At 70.0% G+C, this 13,931-nt stretch carries 15 protein-coding genes; 8 read left to right on the top strand and 7 right to left on the bottom strand.

Going from position 1 to position 13,931, the window contains the following annotated elements:
- Nucleotides 1–2: 2 nt before the first annotated feature.
- Nucleotides 3–893, bottom strand: coding sequence for an alpha/beta hydrolase fold domain-containing protein (locus tag ACWIE7_RS01140; protein ID WP_454068397.1), 891 nt, complete (start codon nt 891–893; stop codon nt 3–5).
- 218 nt (nt 894–1,111) lie between these two features.
- Here ACWIE7_RS01140 and ACWIE7_RS01135 point away from each other — a divergent pair, with 218 nt between their 5' ends.
- Entirely contained in the window at nt 1,112–1,855 is a 744-nt protein-coding gene (locus ACWIE7_RS01135; protein ID WP_454068396.1) for a ZIP family metal transporter, read from the top strand.
- Nucleotides 1,856–1,900: 45 nt separating this feature from the next.
- Here ACWIE7_RS01135 and ACWIE7_RS01130 read toward each other — a convergent pair whose 3' ends face one another.
- The 3 genes from ACWIE7_RS01130 to ACWIE7_RS01120 all read right to left on the bottom strand — a co-directional run bounded on the left by ACWIE7_RS01130 (nt 1,901) and on the right by ACWIE7_RS01120 (nt 5,544).
- The gene (locus ACWIE7_RS01130) at nt 1,901–4,171 is read right to left on the bottom strand and encodes an alpha-glucosidase (RefSeq protein ID WP_454068464.1); all 2,271 of its coding nucleotides are present in this window, start codon (nt 4,169–4,171) and stop codon (nt 1,901–1,903) included.
- A gap of 86 nt (nt 4,172–4,257) precedes the next feature.
- Nucleotides 4,258–4,602 (bottom strand): cupin, encoded by a 345-nt coding sequence (locus tag ACWIE7_RS01125; protein WP_452100339.1) that lies wholly within the window; start codon nt 4,600–4,602, stop codon nt 4,258–4,260.
- A gap of 102 nt (nt 4,603–4,704) precedes the next feature.
- The gene (locus ACWIE7_RS01120; protein WP_452100340.1) at nt 4,705–5,544 is read right to left on the bottom strand and encodes an SDR family oxidoreductase; all 840 of its coding nucleotides are present in this window, start codon (nt 5,542–5,544) and stop codon (nt 4,705–4,707) included.
- A 193-nt stretch (nt 5,545–5,737) separates the two neighbouring features.
- On the opposite strand from ACWIE7_RS01120, the gene phnD reads away from it, so the two are divergent.
- From phnD to ACWIE7_RS01090, 6 genes are read left to right on the top strand one after another with little or no spacing between them, the layout of a single operon-like run.
- Nucleotides 5,738–6,652 carry a phosphate/phosphite/phosphonate ABC transporter substrate-binding protein gene (phnD, locus tag ACWIE7_RS01115; protein ID WP_454068395.1) on the top strand — a complete coding sequence of 305 codons (915 nt, stop codon included), beginning with the start codon at nt 5,738–5,740 and terminating at the stop codon, nt 6,650–6,652.
- 20 nt (nt 6,653–6,672) lie between these two features.
- On the top strand, nt 6,673–7,539 hold the full coding sequence (gene phnC, locus ACWIE7_RS01110) for a phosphonate ABC transporter ATP-binding protein (RefSeq protein WP_454057590.1): 867 nt from the start codon (nt 6,673–6,675) through the stop codon (nt 7,537–7,539).
- Nucleotides 7,536–8,381 carry a phosphonate ABC transporter, permease protein PhnE gene (gene phnE, locus ACWIE7_RS01105; protein ID WP_452100343.1) on the top strand — a complete coding sequence of 282 codons (846 nt, stop codon included), beginning with the start codon at nt 7,536–7,538 and terminating at the stop codon, nt 8,379–8,381. The genes phnC and phnE overlap by 4 nt, the downstream gene beginning before the upstream one ends.
- Nucleotides 8,381–9,217, top strand: a complete 837-nt coding sequence (locus ACWIE7_RS01100) for a tyrosine-protein phosphatase (RefSeq protein ID WP_454068394.1) — start codon at nt 8,381–8,383, stop codon at nt 9,215–9,217. Before phnE ends, ACWIE7_RS01100 begins: the two co-directional genes overlap by 1 nt.
- Nucleotides 9,218–9,219: 2 nt before the next feature.
- Entirely contained in the window at nt 9,220–9,828 is a 609-nt protein-coding gene (locus ACWIE7_RS01095; protein ID WP_454068393.1) for a TetR/AcrR family transcriptional regulator, read from the top strand.
- Between the two features lie 49 nt (nt 9,829–9,877).
- Nucleotides 9,878–10,252, top strand: a complete 375-nt coding sequence (locus ACWIE7_RS01090; RefSeq protein ID WP_452100346.1) for a DUF1622 domain-containing protein — start codon at nt 9,878–9,880, stop codon at nt 10,250–10,252.
- Nucleotides 10,253–10,301: 49 nt separating this feature from the next.
- Here the strand turns inward: ACWIE7_RS01090 and ACWIE7_RS01085 are convergent, their stop codons facing one another.
- From ACWIE7_RS01085 to ACWIE7_RS01075, 3 genes are all read right to left on the bottom strand, one after another.
- Complete coding sequence (locus ACWIE7_RS01085) at nt 10,302–11,534, bottom strand: amidohydrolase family protein (RefSeq protein ID WP_454068392.1); 1,233 nt, start codon at nt 11,532–11,534, stop codon at nt 10,302–10,304.
- 87 nt (nt 11,535–11,621) lie between these two features.
- Entirely contained in the window at nt 11,622–11,762 is a 141-nt protein-coding gene (locus ACWIE7_RS01080; protein WP_344989077.1) for a hypothetical protein, read from the bottom strand.
- A gap of 85 nt (nt 11,763–11,847) precedes the next feature.
- Entirely contained in the window at nt 11,848–13,227 is a 1,380-nt protein-coding gene (locus ACWIE7_RS01075) for a family 1 glycosylhydrolase (RefSeq protein WP_454068391.1), read from the bottom strand.
- A 171-nt stretch (nt 13,228–13,398) separates the two neighbouring features.
- On the opposite strand from ACWIE7_RS01075, the gene ACWIE7_RS01070 reads away from it, so the two are divergent.
- A complete protein-coding gene (locus tag ACWIE7_RS01070; protein ID WP_230931521.1) occupies nt 13,399–13,917 on the top strand; it encodes an Asp23/Gls24 family envelope stress response protein in 519 nt (172 codons plus the stop codon).
- The last annotated feature ends 14 nt before the right edge of the window (nt 13,918–13,931 follow it).

Genomic DNA, 13,931 nt, shown 5'->3' with positions numbered 1-13,931 from the left:
CTTCAACCGCCCGCGAGCTGAGCGGTGATGATCTCGCGCGCGCGGCGTCCACTCGTCGTGGGCAGGAGGGGGTACACGTGCAGGAGCGAATCGCCCTCGTGGAACGCGACCTCCACGCCTGCTTCTCGCAACTTGCCCACCAGCCGATGGGCATCGGGGTTGAGGATGTCGTGGGTCCCGCTGAACACGGTGACCGGCCCGAGTCCGGCGAACTCGCCGAAGATCGGGCTCACACGCTGGTCGGTCACGTCCACATCCGCGCGCCAGGTCTCGGAGAAAAACCGGCCGCCGGGCACCGCCAGCCACGGATCATCGGGCTGGACGTCCGGGATGCGGGGGTTGGACCAGGTGAGGTCGACAGCCGGCGCGATGAGCACGGTGCGGGAGAGCTCGATGCCGTGCCGGTCGCGCAGTTCCATGGCGGTGGACAGCGCGATCTGCCCGCCGGCCGAATCACCGACCAGCCTCGTGTCGCCATACTCGTCGCGACTTTCTCGAACGATGTCCACGAAACCGGCGATGACCTCTCCGACTGTGCCGACCGGGACGAGCGGATAGATCGGCACCACGACGGTCGTCTGCGCCTCGACGGCGATCCGACCGATCAGCTGCCAGTGCTGGCGGACGATCTCGTTGACCCACCCGCCGCCGTGCGCATAGACGACGCTCCCCGAGGGCGAGATACCGGCAGGAACGACCGTGTACACGGGCCACCCGTCGCGCCGGGTGACGGTGATGTCCACGTCCACGCCGATCCGACGGGGCGGGCCGAACGGCGCCGGACGGAGAGCTCGAGTTCCGAGGTGCTCCCGCGCCGCCTCCTCGCTCCGATACGGTCGCTGCCTGCCCGTCGCGCGGAGGTATAGCGGGATCAGCTTCTCAGGAATATCCACTCGGTCGTCCTCCCGGTAGGCCGTCCGGCGCGGTGCCGGGGCGTTCTCCCGATTATGGGCGGCGGCGCCTACCCGCACGGATGAGTCCCTCGACGGCGTCCGGCCGTGGCAGCACGATGTCGCCCGAGCCGCGAGGGCTCGGAGCGGATGCCGGTCGCACCCCGCGGGCCTACGCTCGACCGGCGGGAGGCGGGACGCCCTCGGAAAGGAGTAGTGTGATGCCCGAATGGCTGGCGGCAGGCGGTGCCGGGCTCCTCGCCGGCGGCGCACTCCTCCTCGGCAGCGCGATCGCCTGGCTCGTGGCGGTACCCGCGCGCGTGGTCGCCGTGGTGATGGCGTTCGGCGCGGGCGTGCTGATCTCCGCGTTGGCGTTCGAGCTCGTTGAGGAGGCGATGGACCAGGGCGGCCTCGCCGCCACGTCGCTGGGTTTCCTCGTGGGCGCGCTGGTCTACGTGGGGCTGAACCTGCTGCTGGCCCGCCGCGGCGCGCGACACCGTAAGCGCTCGGGCGCGCAACAGCCGTCGGATTCGGACAGTGGTGCGGCGATCGCCATCGGTGCTCTGATCGACGGCGTCCCGGAGTCGATGGTCCTCGGCCTGAGTTTCCTCACCGGCGGGGGCCTCAGTGTTCCGATGCTCGCCGCGGTCTTCATCTCCAACGTCCCCGAGGGGCTGTCCAGCACGGCCGGCATGAAGAGGGCCGGACGACGGCCCCGTTACGTATTCGGAGTGTGGGGCGGTATCGCGATCGCCTCGGGACTGGCGGCGCTGGCCGGTTATCTGCTCCTGGACGGCGCGCCCGCCGGCGTGCTGGCCTTCGTCAACGCTCTGGCCGCGGGGGCGATCCTCGCGATGATCACCGACACGATGATCCCCGAGGCCTTCGAGAAGGCCGCGGTCTACTCGGGGCTCATCGCCACGCTGGGCTTCCTCGCCGCCTTCAGTCTGCACGCGGCAGGCTGAGACGGGATCGGCTGCGGGGCTCGACCCACGTCAAGGCCCACACCGTCAGCCGGCTCCCCGTACGGCTGCGCCCACGGTCGCCACGAGTTGGTCGGCCAGCGGGTGGGCGGTGTCGATGAACGCCGCCGGGCTGCCGATAGGTGCGGCCACCGTGATCGTCGAGTCGCCCTGGTAGACCTGCCCGGTGATCAGGTGCCGCCAGGTGCCCGGCGGCAGGGACACCGCGACCTCGGTCTGGCCAGGCGCCATCACCGGCGCCACGAGCAGGGAGCCGCCCAACATGAATTGGTCGTCCGCTCCTGCGGCGGCGGTGCCGGGGTGGGTGAGCCACATGTGCCGGATCGCCGGGACCCCGGTACGGGCGGCCTCGTCCAGAACCTCGGCCCGATAGGGCGCAAGCGCCGCGAAGATCCGACTGTTGCGGGCGAACGCGTCGATCTCCTCGGGGTCGAAGACCTGACGGTTGACCGCCGGCCGGTTGCCCTCGTGGCTGCGGAACATCGGGCCGAACGCTGCGTACTCACCCCAGCGGGCGAGCAGTTCCGCGTCGCGGACGTAGTCGGTCAGCTGCAGGTTCACCGAGGTGTAACCGCCGATGTCGGAGTGGACGACCGGCCAGCCCGACACCCCGGCGGCGAACGTCCCGGCGAGCGCCGAGGCGAGTCCGTCCTCCTCCGACCAGCCGACCATCTGGTCGCCGTTCCAGAACGCCGGACTCTGCGAGTCCATCCCCGAGGTGCCGGCGCGGAACCAGGTCACGCAGTCGGGGCGTCCCGCCTTCTCGCAGCCCTCACGCACGACCTCCGACCACAGGCGGGGCCAGGCGTTGTGCATGAGGGTGGCGTCACCGTCGTGAAGGACGGCATCCATCGGCAGCGCCTCCCCGAAGTCCGCCATGAATCCGTCGACCCCGTTGGCCAGCACCTCCTCGGCGATGACCGTGGACATCCAGTCCCGGCCCGCCGGGTTGGTGAAGTCCACGAGCGCCGCCGAGTACCCGCCCTGGTCGACCATGTAGGGGCTGCCGTCGGGCGCGCGCACCAGCAGCCCGGCGTCCCGCGCCTCCGCCCACAGGTTGCGGATCCCGGGGTCGTTCTTGGGAGCGGCGTCGACGAGCCACGGGTTGACGTAGGTGGTGGTCCGGATGCCGCGATCATGCAACTCACCGACGAGCTGCTCCCACCCCGGGTACCGCTGCTCGTCCAACTGCCACGTCCACCACAGGCGATCGCCGAAGTCCGTGGTGCGCTGCCCGGTCCAGTCCTGGAGCCACACGCCCGCCACCTCGGTTCCGGAGGCCTCCAGCCTGTCCACGGTCTCCCGCACCGTGTCCGTGCCGCCCTGGATGCCGACGATCGCGCCCTGCTGGGTCCAGTCGGCCAACCGCGGCCGCTCCACCGGACCCTGCTGCGTGGCGATCAGGTGCGCCGGGGTGTCACCGCGGGTGAGCTCGAGCCGCATCGACGGGGCCCACACCTCAAGGCCGACCCGGTCGGGAGTGCGGGTGTCGCCCACCGCGAACGCGTGCGCGGCCTCGTCGTCCGGGTCCACCCGGACGCCCTGCAGGTCGCCGGTGACATACGACGGCCACGCCGCGTAGGTCATCGAGGTGGTCCCGCCCGCCCCGCCGTTGGTGACGTCGGCCAACAGGGTCAGCGGCTGTTCGCCGCGGCCGACGCCCTGTTCGCGGGCGACCACGGGGACGAGCCGGCCGTCGAGGTTGAAATCGTCGAACTGTTCGCCGAAGCCGTGCACGCCTGCGCCGGCCGACCGGCCGCCGATCCACTGCAGGACCGGGTCGTCGCCGCCTGCCGAGGTGGCGCCGGTGTCGACGTCGGCCGCTACCCCGCCGTCAGCGCGCTCGGTGAAGCTCACCGTGAACGGGACCGCACCGTCCGCGGAGACGAGGTCGCCGGTGAGAGTGACGGATCCCGGGGCGGCCTCCACCCCGGTCAGCTGCTGGGCCGTCCACTGTCGATCGTGGTTCACGTCGGCCCAGAAGTATCCTCGGTGCTCCTCCCAGGAGACGTGCCCTGTCCCGGCGGACAGGAAGGCTGCGCCCGGGGCGTTCGACCACACGGTCTGCTCGCCCTCGACCACCCGCACCGCGCCGTCCTCGACGACCACGGAGTGCGCGCCCAGCGGGTGCACGCCGACCGCGCCCGGGTCGACGGTGAGCCCGCTGGGAGACATCACCTCGAGGTGATCGGTGGGCACGCCCAGTAGATCGACGCTGGCCGCTCCCCCCAGCGCGAGAGATCCGGTCACTGCGGTACCGACGGCGCTCAGCGCCCACCTACGAATTGTGTCGCCCATCACACCGGGCACTCTAGCGGTCGATCACGCCTATGAAAAATATTCCATCATTCGTCCAGCGCACAGCTTCGGCCTGGGCCGGAGGGTCAGGCGCGCGAGTCCTGGCCCGGTTGGCTGGTGACCGTGGTCAGCAGGAACACGCTGTCCTCGAGCGCCAGCACCGAGTGCCGCTCGTGGGTGAGGATCCAGAGTTCGCCCTCGCCGAACTCGCCCTGGGATTCGTTGTCCAGATCCACGCGGACCCGCCCCCGGAGGACCTGCAGGCTCGCGGCCGGCGGGGAGTTGTGCTCGGCCAGCCGGACCCCGTCGCGCAGGGCGATGACCGACTGACGCAGGGGCCCGTCGTGAGCGACGAGCTCGGCGCTGCGTCCGTGCTCCTCGGCGCGTGCGGTGGCCAGGTGGGACTCGGCCAGTTCCTTGAGATTCGCCATGATCGACCTTTCCGAAGCCGGGCAGATGGGGCGCCGTCCGCTCGGCCGCGGAGGGCGTGTCCTCAACGTACCTATGCCGGACGGCCCTGGCTTCCGAAGCGATCAGTCCTCGTCCGCCACGACGCCGCGCAGGCCGTCGGCCCCGAACAGCGGCTCGAGCATCGAGGAGAAATCGGGGCCGCGGCGCAGCATCTGGCCGCCGTCGACGTTGATCACCTGCCCGGTGATCCACGTCGAGCCTTCGCCGAGAAGGAACGCGGCGGCCTCCGCAATGTCCTCGACCCGGCCGACCCGCGGGAGCGGGGTGTTGACGCGGTAGTCCTCGGCGATCGCCGGGTCGGACAGGATCGGCGCCACCAGATCGGTCTCGATCAGGCCCGGGCGGATGCCGTTGACGCGCACGCCGCTCGCGCCCAACTCGTCAGCGGCGAGCCCGACCAGATGGTCGACGGCCGACTTGGTCACCCCGTAGGCGCCGAACCACCGGTGGGTGTTGCTCGCGGCGATCGAGGAGATCGCGACGAACGAACCGCCGCCGCGGGCGACCAGCGCTCGCGCTGAATGCTTGAGGGTGAACATCATGCCGTTGACGTTGAGGTCGACGGTCCGCTTCCAGGCCTCGGTGTCCATCTGGGTGAGCGGGCCGATCGTCTCGCTGCCACCGGCGCAGGCCACCACACCGTCGAGCGCGCCCCCGTGTTCGACCGCCGCCGCGACCGCCGCGGCCACCTGGCCCTCGTCTGTGACGTCGGCGGCGTGCGCACGGACGGCGTCGGCACGTCCGGAGTTCTCCGCGATCCGCTGCGCGGTCTCCGCTAGCCGCTCGGCGCCCCGGCCGACGATCGTGACCTTCGCGCCGCGGCGCACCAGCTCTTCTGCCACCCCGGCGCCGATGCCGCTTCCCCCGCCGGTGACCAGGACGGACTTCCCCTCAAAGCTCATGCCCGCAGCGTAGAACGCGTTCCAGTTCCGTGGGGGCGGTTCGGAACCGCGGGCGCATATTGCGAGACCGCGGATTCCGTTACCTCCCATTCACAGAAGCTTCCATTGCCGTACCGCCGGTCTCGTAATACCCGGCAACCTTGCCCGCCTTGAATGGCTGTCGTTCCCGCCCCTGTCACGAAAAGGCCATCCCATGAAGTCACGTCTGCTCCCCGCGCTCGGCGGCGCCGTCGTCGTCGGCACCCTCGCCCTCACCGGCTGTTCCTCGTCCGCCGACGCGGCGCAGGACGACCGCACCGTCCGCTTCGCGACGCTGCCCATCAGCGACGACCCCAACGCCGAGACCCCGGTCGAGGAGATCGCCGCCCTGCTGGCCGAGGAGACCGGCTACGAGGTGGAGATCACCGACGTCCCCAACTACTCGGCCGTGATCGAAGCCATCCGATCCGGGCACGAGGACATCGGGATCATGAGCGCCTTCCCCACCGCCATGGGCGTCAACACCGGCGAGGTCGATCCGCTCGTGGCCTGGCCGGGCGACGACTCCCCCGTCGGACGGTGCGTCGTGCTGGCCGACTCCCCGATCCGCACCCTCGAGGACATCACCCCGGACGACACCGTCGCCTTTGCCGACCCGGCCTCCAGCTCCGGCTACTTCATGCCGGTGTACATGCTCGACCGGGCCGGACTCACCCAGGGCGAGGACTACGAGGTCCTGTTCTCCGGCGGCCACGACCGCAGCCAGCTCGCGCTGAAGAGCGGCCAGGTGGACGTGACCTGCACCGCCGCGATGTTCACCGACATGGCCGGCCAGGGCAGCCCCTACTTCCCGTTCGAGGAGGGCGAGACCCGCGTGATCGGCGAGAGTCCCGCCATGCCGGTCTCGCTGGCCGTGCTGGGCAACCAGAAGATGAGCGAGGACAAGCGCACCGCGCTGCTCGAGGCGCTGCCGGTGGTGTTCTCCGCCGCGAACGCCGACGCGCTCGGCACCTACGGTGAGGCGCTGCCGGAGGGTGTCGAGCCGATGATCGAGCCCGGTCCGGAGACCTTCCAGACCCTGGTCGACATCGCGGCCGTGGCCGGCGTGGACATCTCGGACCTCGAGTGATCGGGACAGGATCCGCCGCCATGACCTCCTCCAACCCCGTCCTCACCAGACCCGCCACCATCCCGGCGACCTCCGCCTCCTCCGCCTCCTCCGCCGGTGCCGCCGCGGGTCCCGCGCACACGCCCCTCGGCCCGCCGCGGGTACGCGTGCGCGAGCTGTCCGTGCGCTACGCCCCCGACGCCCCGTTGGTTCTCGACCGGGTCGACCTCGAGCTGCACCCCGGCGAGACCGTAGCTCTGCTCGGCTCCTCCGGGTCGGGAAAGTCGACCCTGATGAAGTCGCTGACCGGCTTCGCGCCGATCACCTCCGGAACAGTGACGATCGACGGCGCCGACGTCGCCGACCTCACCGGCCGCGGGCTCCGGCAGCTGCGCTCGAACGTCGGTCAGGTGTTCCAGCAGTTCAACCTCATCGGCCGACTGTCGGTGCTGACCAACGTCCTGCTCGGATCCCTGCACCACGCGGGCCCGCTCAACCGGTTCGGCACCTTCCGGGCCGTCGACCGGCAGCGTGCCTACGAACTCCTCGAGCGGGTCGGGATCGCCGACAAGGCCCTGGTCGAGGCGCGGCAGCTGTCGGGCGGCCAGCAGCAGCGGGTCGCGATCGCGCGCGCCCTCATGCAGAAGCCCCGGTGCATCCTCGCCGACGAGCCGGTCGCCTCGCTCGATCCCCGCACCAGCCACACCGTCCTGCACCTGTTGCAGTCGATCGCCCGGGACGAGCAGGTCCCGGTCCTGGTCAGCCTCCACGTGCTGCCGCTGGCGCTCGAGCACTCCGACCGGGTGATCGGGCTCCGCGAGGGCCGGGTCCTCATCCAGGGCCGGACCGCCGACCTGGACGCCGAGGCCCTGTCCGCGGTCTACGACCACGAGGAGGAGCAGGCATGAGTCGGCCCCAGACATTGACCGCCAAGCCCGGCGGCACCCGCGCACCCGAGGAGACCGCCGAGGTCGAACGCCAGCTACAGGCGTTCCGTATCCCCCGGGCCCGGTTCACGGCCGGCGTCGTCGTCGCCGTGATCATCTTCCTCTGGTCGGCCGACGGCGCGCAGTTCAACTTCCTCCAGCTCGGCGACGGCGCGGCCAACATGGGTGAGTACCTCGCCCGGTTGTTCCCGCCGGACTTCTCCCAGTTCCCGCTCATCGTGGAACTGCTGGTCGAGACACTGCAGATGGCGATCGTCGGCACCGTCCTCGGATCGTTCCTCTCTCTGTTCATCGCGTTCGGTGCCGCCAGCAACATCGCGCCCCGATGGCTGTACTACCCGTGCCGCTGGACGATGAACATCATCCGCTCGGTGCCCGACCTCGTGCTGGCGCTGATGTTCGTCTCCGCCGTGGGTCTGGGGCCGTTCGCCGGCATCCTCGCCATGACGCTGGGCTCGCTCGGGTCGATCGGCAAGATCTTCGCCGAGGCCATGGAGTCGGTCGACCGCGGGCCCGTCATCGCGATGGAGGCCGTGGGGGCGTCCAAGCGGCAGATCATCCAGTACGCCGTGCTCCCGCAGGCCATGCCTCTGCTCACCAGCTACACCCTGCTCATGTTCGAGGGCAACGTCCGCGGCGCCACCATTCTCGGACTGGTGGGCGCCGGCGGCATCGGACTCGAGCTCACCACCGCCATGAACCGCTACGAATACGGCCATCTCAGCGCCATGGTCCTGTGCATCATCGTGCTGGTCACGGTGATCGACCAGGCCAGCGCTCTCATCCGGAAGAGGATCCAGTAATGACCGCCACCGCACCCGCCACCGCAGCGACCGCGACCACGCCGGAAGCGACGCCCGCACCCGCCGCTCCGGTCGCCATCACCCTGCCGCTGTCCCCGCCCGCCAACCTCCGAGACCTCGGTGGGATCGCCATCTCCGGCGGGACCACCCGGGCGGACTTCGCCTGGCGCGCCGACGACCTGTCCATGATCGACGACGCCTCCGCGACCCGCCTGATGTCCGCAGGCCTGAGCACCGTCATCGACCTGCGCTCGATCGCCGAGACCGAGATCACCGGCCGCGGCCTGCTCGGCGCGTACCCCGTCGCCTACCACCACATGCCGTTCATGGCCTCGATCAGTTCGGCCGTGGACCACGTCGCCGACCCGTCGGAGATTTGGGACCAGTCCCGCTTCGCGCAGATGTACATCTCGCTGTTCGAGAACGCGGCGCCGCAGATCGTCACGGCGATGGCCGTGATCGCCCACGCGCCCGGCGCCGCGGTGTTCCACTGCGCGGCTGGCCAGGACCGCACCGGGGTGTTAGCCGCGGCGCTGCTGCTGGCGGTGGGGGCGGACAGCGACGCCATCGTGACCGACTACGCCGAGACCGGCCACAACATCGCCGCGGTCTCGGTCCGGGTGCGGCCGGTGATCGAGCCCATGATGGCCAGACTTGGCCTGCAGATGGACGTCGCTGCCAGGGCCGCAGTGCGGACCGAGTACTCGCGGGCGCCCATGCTCGGACTCCTCGAGCACCTGCGCACCACCTACACCGATCCGCTGCAGCCGCTGTACGACGCCGGCCTGACCACGGGCCTCGTCGACCAGTTGCGTCGACGGGCGCTCGGCGCCTGACCATGACTGCCACGCAGGCGGCCGGGCGGCGTTCCGGGCCGGGCCGCCCCCCGGAGCCCGGGCACGACGAGAAGATCATCCAGGCCACGCTGCGCCTGATCGACCAGGGCAAGCCCGTCACCGTCAACGCGGTGGTGACGGGCAGCGGGGTCTCCCGCGCCGCCGTCTACCGGCGGTGGTCCTCGCTGACAGACCTGGTCTCGGATGCGCTCGACCACGGCCGCGCCATCCCCGAGGTGGACATCAGTGGAGATCTCAGGCAGGCGGTGCTCGAGATGCTCTTCGAGCGCCAGGAAGAAGCGCGCGGGGTGACCTACCCGCAGCGCCGGTTCCGCAAACGGCTCGAGCTCGTGATGTCCGATCAGGAACTGCAGTGGGCGTACTGGACTTCCCACGTCAGTCGCCGCCGGCGCGGGATGATCGAGGCCCTGCGCGCCGGGGTCGACCGCGGCGAGTTCCGGGTGGACCTCGACGTCGAGGCGGCCCTGGACGCACTGTTAGGGGTCATCTACTACCAACTCGTGGTCCGCGGCGCGAGCCTCTCCGACCGCGAGACCGAGCTGCGCTGCCGGCACGCCCTCGACACGATCTGGCGGGGGATGCAGGCCTGACGCCGCCGATTCGACCCGGTGAGGGCGGGACCGTGGTACTTCAGGAGCCATGGACTTCCAGGAATCAATCGAGATGGTCGGTCAGGTGATCGACGCGGCGGGCGTCGCGGCGATCGTGATCGGCACGGTCGCCGCCACCGTGCTCGCCGGGTGGCGGCTGCTGCATCGCGAGCCCGGCGTGTACCGGCAGTTCCGCCGCTTCCTCGGCCGGTCCATCCTGCTCGGCCTGGAACTGCTGGTGGCCGCGGACATCATCAAGACCGTGGCCGTCATGCCGACGCTCAACGACATCGCGGTGCTGGCCGCGATCGTCGCGATCCGAACCTTCCTCAGCTGGTCGCTCGAACTGGAGATCTCCGGCCGGTGGCCGTGGCAGAAGGAGAAGGACGAGGCGAACGAGCAGGAGAACACCACGAGCCGGTGATCGCGCGGGGCGGTCACCGGCTCGTGGCGTCGGTTTGGGGTGGTGTGGGTCAGAGGGCGTAGGCGCCGCGGTTGCTGGCGGTGCGGCCCTCCTTGAGGACCAGGAGGATGTTGCTGTGGTCGGCCAGGGAGTCGATGTCGGCGAGGGGATCGCCCTTGACGACGACGACGTCGGCGAGCTTTCCGGCCTCCAGGGTGCCGAGCTTGTCGCCCAGGTCGCACAGCTCCGCGGATGTGCGGGTGCCCGCGACGATGGCGTCCATCGGGGACATGCCGCCGAACTTGACCAGGGCGCCCAGCTCACCGAGGGTGGCGCCGTGATCGGGGACCAGACCGGCGTCGGTGCCGACGGCGACCTTGATGCCCGCCTCGACCGAGGCCTGCAGCGACTCGTGCGCGAGCGCGTGCCATTTGTCGCTCTTGGCCTTGGCCTGCGGGGTGGCGGTGTCGGGCTTGAGGGTCTCGATCAGCGTGGGTACGAGGAACTGGCCGCGCTCGACCATCTCCTGGCGCAGGTCGTCGTTGAGGGCGTAGCCGTGCTCGACACTGTGCACGCCGCCCTGGACCGCGGCCTGGATGCCGGCGAACCCGATCGCGTGGGCGGCGACCTTGCGGCCGCCGTAGTTGTGGGCCTCCTCCACCAGCGCGGAGACGATGTCGACGCGGGCGCCCAGCCAGTCCGGGTCGTCGGAGGGGGAGGTGACGCCGCCGGAGGAGGCGACCTTGACCACGTCGATGCCATCGCGCAGCAGCCCGCGCACGTGGCGGCGGGCCTCGTCGACCGAGTCGACCAGCAACCCGCCGACCAGGCCGGATCCGTCGATGCCCGAGGGGATGTGGAAGTCGGCGTGCCCGCCGGTCTGGCTGAACATCTTGTCGGCCACCAGCAGACGCGGGCCCTCGACCAGGCCGTTGGCGACGGCCTCGCGCACGCCCACGTCGATGCCCATGAGGTCACGCACGGTGGTGACACCGGACTCGATGGTGACCTTCAACCGGTCGATCAGTTCGAAGTAGCGGTAGGACGGCGGGACCATGGCCGCCATGATCGGCGAGCCCTTGGTGCCGGGAAGGGAGAGGTGGACGTGGCAGTCGAAGAAGCCCGGGGTCACGGTGTTGCCACCGACGTCGATCTTGGTGGCCGAGTCATCGGACTGCGGCGCGCCGTCCGCCGGGCCGGCGTAGGTGATCTTCCCGTCGTCGATCACCACAACAGCGTCGGCAACCGGGTCGGCACCGGTGCCGTCGATGAGGCGGGCGTTGTGCAGGATAGTGGTCGTCATAAAGGCCAACTTACGTCCTCCCCGGCCCCTCCGATGCCGCATCGACGAAGTGGCCCCGCGCACGGGCTGCCGGACTGACCGCCGGTGTCAGGAGGCGATCCCGAACCGGCTGGCCAGGAACGGGATCCAGCCCATGCACTCCGGGGTCAGCGCCATGCAGGTCACCTCGTCCGGGCCGGGGCCGAACAGGAATCGCATCGGGTTCTCGAGTGAACCTTCGGGGAACATCAACCTCACTCCTTACGGTGAACGTGTTGTCCTACAAGCCTTATCGTCGTCACCGCAGGTGTGTGTTACGCCACTTCAGGGATCGTCAGCCTCCGAGCGTGGCCCGCGGGCCGTCTACCAGGACCGGGTTCAGGCAGGAGTCGGGGATCACGGAGAGCGAGCACCAGCCGCCCGGCAGGACGGGACGGTAGTCGGGTCCGACTCCCCCGCCCGCGATGATCTCGCGGTAGGCGTCCACCCCGGAGGTGGGCGTGCGCTCGAGTGCGGGGTCGGTGAGCACGTCCACCTGGTAGAGCCCGAAGCGCGGCGAGTAGCTGCCCCACTCGTAGTTGTCCACGAGTGACCACTGGTTGTAGCCGATCACCGGGTAGCCGTCGGCCACGGCCCGCTGGAGCCAGAACGCGGTGTCGCGCAGGAAGTCGCCGCGGTCCACGCCGTCGGCCCGGGCGCCGTTGTCGGTGGGGAACCCGTTCTCCACGATGTAGATCGGCTTGCCCGGGTACGACTGCGCGTAGTGCTTGATGGCCTCGTAGATCACCTCGGGCTGCGGACGCACGGCGGCGAAGTCGTCCCAGGCCGCGTTGATCGTCGTGAGGTTGTTGAGGGCGACGCCGTAGTAGTAGTCGATGCCCACGTAGTCCACGACGTCGGCCACGCGGTCGCCGATGAGGGTGTCGGTGAAGTCGGTCGCCAGCGGCAGGTACGCCTCGTTCATGGTCACCATCGCGTCGGGGTCGGCACGGTGGGCGGCAGCATAGCCCAGCCGGTGCGCGGCCTCGATCTGATCGAGGAAGCTCGAGAAATCTTGGAAGCCGACCCGGCCGATCGTCATCTCGTGCTTGAAAAATACGAGGGGCTCGTTGAGCGTCACCCACATCGTCCCGTCGCCGGCCCACCGCTCGGTGATGAGCTCCGAGAACCGCCCGAAGGCCTCCACGGCGTCGCCGGAGAGCATGCCGCCCCTGTCGGCCAGCCAGCCGGGATAGGTGAAGTGGACCATGGTGATCATCGGGATCATGCCGTGGTCGCGGATGGAGTCGATGATCCGGTCGTAGTGGGCGAGCGCCTCGTCGTCGTACTCCCCCGGCGCCGGTTCTATTCGCGCCCACTCCACACTCATCCGGAACGTGTTGACGCCCATCGCGGCAGCGCGCGCGATGTCCTCGGGGTATCGGTTCCAGAAGTCCACCGCGTCACCCACCGGATCCACCTCGCCCCCGGGCGAGGTGGCGTCGACGTAGCGTTTCCAGTTGGAGTCGGGGTTGGAACCCTCGACCTGGAAGCCGGAGGTGGCCACGCCCCAGTGGAAGCCCCCCGCCGCGGGCGCGCCCGGCCCCGCGCCTGACGCCTCGGCGCCCGCGCGCGGCACCTGCGGTAGCACGGCGACGAGGGCCACCGCTGCGAGCACCGCCGTGATCCTGGTGATGATCGACCGGCCCCCGACTGCTCTGCTCCCCCGACTCATGCGCGCACTATACGCAGATACGCAGGCCTTTCACGCGAAAAGCGGGTACTTAGCGACACAAGCGAAAAATGTTCGGGATCGGGTGTGACGAACCGGGGACTCGCGACGTCTTAGTGGTGTACGTGTTCATCACAGGCCGGCGCGTCGTCGGCCCGGGCCCAGGAGGAAACCATGTCGAATGCAGTCCCGCAGACCGGTCGTGAGAAGGCGCGCACCGAGGTGGCCGAGACCGACAAGGCCGAGGACACCACGGAGGAGTTCGTGCCCCGCGGTCCGCTGCAGACCACCCGCGGCGTCACCACCCTGGACGACGCCGTGGTGGCCAAGATCGCCGGCATGGCCGCCCGCGAGGTGCCCGGCGTCTACGACATGGGCAACGCCGCGCGGCGTGCCTTCTCGGCGGTGGCCGACCGCATCCCCAACGCGCAGACCAACGTCACCGGCGGGATCAGCGTGTCCAAGGGTGAGACGCAGGCCGCGATCGACGTGACCGTGGTGGTGGAGTACGGCGTATCGATCGTGGAGGTGGGCAACGCGATCCGCCGCAACGTGATCGAGCAGGTCGAGGGCACCGCGGGGCTCGAGGTGGTGGAGGTCAACGTCAACGTGGTGGACGTGCACCTTCCCGAGGACGACGACGACAACGCCTCCCGCTCCGGCACCACGTCCCGGAACCCCGAGCTGAACTGATCGGCCTGCGCCGA

The sequence above is a fragment of the Dietzia sp. NPDC055343 genome (genome assembly GCF_053645265.1).
The sequence above is the reverse complement of the archived record's forward strand: the minus strand, read 5'-3'. Positions and strand labels throughout refer to the sequence as shown.